A 3,376-nucleotide genomic window follows, 5' to 3' on the forward strand; every position below is an offset into this window, starting at 1 on the left:
ACGGTGCTATTAGTTAGATGGGAACAACAAAGGGGGTATGCCGCCGCCCGCAGGGTCGGCCTGCAAGGCCCCTTTTTCTGGCAGCAGCAACAGGAAAAGGCAAGGAAGCACCCAAAAAAACACGGACCAAAGAAGTAATCTTTGGTCCGTGTGCGTACATTCAATCAGTCTAAAACCTTATTCTTCCGGCATCTCCGTTTCGGGCTCTTCCGCCGGCTCTATATGCAAAGACGCCAGCAGCATATCCACCAGCCGTATATCGCTTGGGTACTGCACCAATTCGCGCGCCTTGGTGAGCGACACCCAGCGAATCGCCAAAATTTCGGACGCGTCGTGCTTGCCGATGCGGCCCAACTTTTTCATCAAATACCACTGGACCATTTTTTTGACGTAATTGCCCTGAAACGTAAACGCGTACTTCACCCGAATCATCGGCCGGATGATAACGGCTTTATAGCCCGTTTCTTCCAGCACTTCGCGCAGCGCGGCCTGCCGGGGCGTTTCACCCGGTTCAATGTGGCCTTTGGGGAAAGTCCAAATCTTTTTCCCCTTCATATTCTTAACTTGCACCAACAGCACTTTGCGCCCGTCAAGAATTACGCCGCCGCACGAAAATTCGGATACAATCATAATCCTTTCTCTAAGTTATACGCCGCGTTTAAAATTTTCTCTTCTTTTAAAATCGGCCCGTAGAACTGCACGCCGATCGGAAGGCCTTTTGCGTCTTTGCCAAACGGCACGCTCACGCCTGCCAGCCCGCCGATATTGCCCTGGCAGGTGTACAGGTCCGCCAGATACAAAGAAAGCGGATCCTCGTCGTGCTGGCCGAGTTTAAAGGCCGTGGTGGGCGAGGTGGGCGTTAAAAGTACGTCCACTTTTTCAAACGCTTTTTTGAAATCTTCGCGGATAAGCTCGCGCACTTTCATGGCTTTTACAAAGCATTCTTCGTAACGCTGCGAAGTCAGCGCGTAGGTGCCGATAATCAGGCGTTTTTTCACTTCCAGCCCGAACGGCGCGCGCGAACCTTCGTAATAGGCGTTTAAATCTTTGGCGGCGTTGTCGGCGTATCCGTAGCGGATGCCGTCGTAGCGGCCCAGGTTGGAGCTGGCTTCCGCACTCGTGATAATATAATAGCACGGGGCCGCGTATTTGGCATGCGGCACGTCCACTTCCACCAGTTCCGCGCCCAATTCTTTCAAGCGCGCGGCGGCTTCGTCCATTTTCTGCTTAATGTCTTCCGCCAGGCCGTCTAAAAACCCTTTGGGAAGACCCACTTTTACGCCTTTTAAACCGTCCGTAAACAAATCGGCATACGCCGGAACGGGAGCCTCCAGCGAGGTGGAATCATGCACGTCTTTGCCGGAAAGCACTTCCAGCACTTTGGCCGAATCGGCCACGTTGGCCGTCAGAATACCCACCTGGTCGGCGCTGGAAGCGAACGCAATCACGCCGTAGCGCGAAATACGGCCGTAACCGGGCTTAATGCCCACCACGCCGCAAAAACCGGCCGGCTGGCGGACCGAGCCGCCCGTATCCGTGCCCAAAGCCACGGAGACCATACCCGCCGCCACGGCGGCCGCGGAACCGCCGGAAGAACCGCCGGGGACGCATTCCGTATTCACGGGATTTTTCACCGGGCCGTACACCGAAGTCTGGTTGGTGCTGCCCATGGCAAATTCATCCATATTGGTGCGGCCCACAATCACCGCGTCGGCGGCCAGCAGTTTTTCCACCACGGTGGAGGTGTAAGAGGCCACATAATTTTCAAGCATTTTGGAACAGCAGGTGGCTTTGTGGCCTTTGTAGAGGATATTGTCTTTAATAGCCACGGGCACGCCCGCAAGCGCGCCTAATTTTTCGCCGCGGGCGCGTTTGGCGTCTACGGCTTGGGCCTGCGCGAGTGCGTCCGCCTCAAACACTTCCACGAACGCATTGATTTGGGGGTTTAACTCCGCGATTTTCGCAAGCGACTCACGCGTAATCTGTTCGGCGGTTTTTGCGCCGGATGAAACGGCTTTGGTAATTTCTAAAACGGTCATCATTTAAAGCACCTTTTTCACTTTGGCGCAGCCGTCCTGCTCTTCGTCAAAAGCATGGCGCAGTTCGGCGGCCAGGGCCGGGTCGGACACGGCGACATCCTTGCGCATATGCGCAGAGAGGTTTACGTTGGTCAGTTTGACCGCGTCGGTATTGACGGCGGACAACTCTTTCACCCATTTAAAAAGGGCTTCCAGCTGGGCTTCATACAGCACGGCTTCCTGCTCGCTCACCCGCATTTTGGCGAGTTTGGCCGAAAGCTCCACATCTTTTTTAGTTATTTCCATAGAAAATGCTCCCATTGAAATTATATTTTATATAATAATGGTGCTCTTTGGCTACAAGAACCCGTCCGCCGCGCTTTTACCCGGACGGAAGCCAACGGCAGGGGGAGTTTTATGACACATGAAGAACAAAAAGAAGGAGCCGTCTGCTCCGTAAACAACCGCACCAAAGACGACTGCAAATGCGCCGCAAACGGCGCGGACTGTATAAACAGCCGTTTTACGCTGTCGGTCATCGCGGTAATTTTATCCTGCTTTACGGGGTTCTTCACCATTCCGATGGCGCTGGCGGCGCTGATTCTGTCGCTCCGGGCGCAGGATTTGGCGCACGAAAACCGCACGCCGGACGCCCGGCGCGCCGCGTGGTGGGCCGGCCTGTTCGGTTGGCTGACGGTTATCATCGCCATACTGCCGATTATCGCCGTCATCTTTTTTGGCGGAACCATACTCGCTTTTCTGACGGCTATGCTGGCCACCGCGTAAAAACCTTCTTAACACCAAAACCCCGGGCGGGATATCCGTCCGGGGTTTTTAATTAAGCGCGGATTAATTATCCATATAATAAATACTCCACGCGCCGTATGTTTCGTAGGTGTTTTTACCCGTAAATTTTCTACAAAATTCCTGCTGTTCCCGGTTGCTGGACGTAAAAACAACGCAGGCGCGGCGGTCCGGTTTGAACCAGTGTATATAGGCTACATGGGGACTTTTGCTCAGCACGCAGTAAACGCGCTGATTGAAGTTGTACACCACGTTGCAAGTCATTAATTTATTGCGCGCCGAGTCGCCGGAAACCGTAAAATCCGCCGGAAACGCGATATCCAGTGCGGCTAAATCATCGGAATATACCCCGTTTGCCATATAGTAAATGCTCTGGCCTTTAAACATTCCTTCCACCAGCGGAAGCATTTGCTGAAAACGCGCCTTTTTGACGCTGTAATCGTATTGGGGCAAAGCCACCGCCGCCAAAATACCGATAATTAAAACGACCACCAACAGTTCTATTAGCGTAAATCCGAGGCTTTTCTGCACGGGATATATCCCCCTATTTATAT

General features: G+C 53.4%; 5 protein-coding genes. 1 reads left to right on the top strand and 4 read right to left on the bottom strand.

The window, feature by feature from the left end:
• Window positions 1-177 precede the first annotated feature (177 nt).
• Genes ACQY36_RS07935 through ACQY36_RS07945 form a run of 3 tightly spaced genes read right to left on the bottom strand, consistent with a single transcriptional unit; the run spans window position 178 to window position 2,324 of the window.
• Window positions 178-630, bottom strand: a complete 453-nt coding sequence (locus tag ACQY36_RS07935) for an NUDIX hydrolase (protein ID WP_428056995.1) — start codon at window positions 628-630, stop codon at window positions 178-180.
• Window positions 627-2,042, bottom strand: a complete 1,416-nt coding sequence (gatA, locus tag ACQY36_RS07940; protein WP_428078735.1) for an Asp-tRNA(Asn)/Glu-tRNA(Gln) amidotransferase subunit GatA — start codon at window positions 2,040-2,042, stop codon at window positions 627-629. Before gatA ends, ACQY36_RS07935 begins: the two co-directional genes overlap by 4 nt.
• On the bottom strand, window positions 2,043-2,324 hold the full coding sequence (locus tag ACQY36_RS07945) for an Asp-tRNA(Asn)/Glu-tRNA(Gln) amidotransferase subunit GatC (protein WP_428056991.1): 282 nt from the start codon (window positions 2,322-2,324) through the stop codon (window positions 2,043-2,045).
• A gap of 111 nt (window positions 2,325-2,435) precedes the next feature.
• Here ACQY36_RS07945 and ACQY36_RS07950 point away from each other — a divergent pair, with 111 nt between their 5' ends.
• The gene (locus ACQY36_RS07950; RefSeq protein WP_428078737.1) at window positions 2,436-2,804 is read left to right on the top strand and encodes a hypothetical protein; all 369 of its coding nucleotides are present in this window, start codon (window positions 2,436-2,438) and stop codon (window positions 2,802-2,804) included.
• A 63-nt stretch (window positions 2,805-2,867) separates the two neighbouring features.
• On the opposite strand, the gene ACQY36_RS07955 is transcribed toward ACQY36_RS07950, so the two are convergent.
• A partial coding sequence (locus tag ACQY36_RS07955; protein ID WP_428078739.1) for a type IV pilin protein occupies window positions 2,868-3,376 on the bottom strand: 509 nt, incomplete at its 5' end.

Source organism: Candidatus Avelusimicrobium alvi, assembly GCF_958451995.1.
In the GTDB taxonomy this organism is placed as follows: domain Bacteria; phylum Elusimicrobiota; class Elusimicrobia; order Elusimicrobiales; family Elusimicrobiaceae; genus Avelusimicrobium; species Avelusimicrobium alvi.

Excerpts from the sequence above, each read along its gene's own strand:
- ACQY36_RS07935 (WP_428056995.1), bottom strand. The coding sequence starts at position 630 with ATGATTGTATCCGAATTTTCGTGCGGCGGCGTAATTCTTGACGGGCGC.
- ACQY36_RS07950 (WP_428078737.1), top strand. The coding sequence starts at position 2,436 with ATGACACATGAAGAACAAAAAGAAGGAGCCGTCTGCTCCGTAAACAAC.
- ACQY36_RS07945 (WP_428056991.1), bottom strand. The coding sequence starts at position 2,324 with ATGGAAATAACTAAAAAAGATGTGGAGCTTTCGGCCAAACTCGCCAAA.
- gatA (WP_428078735.1), bottom strand. The coding sequence starts at position 2,042 with ATGATGACCGTTTTAGAAATTACCAAAGCCGTTTCATCCGGCGCAAAA.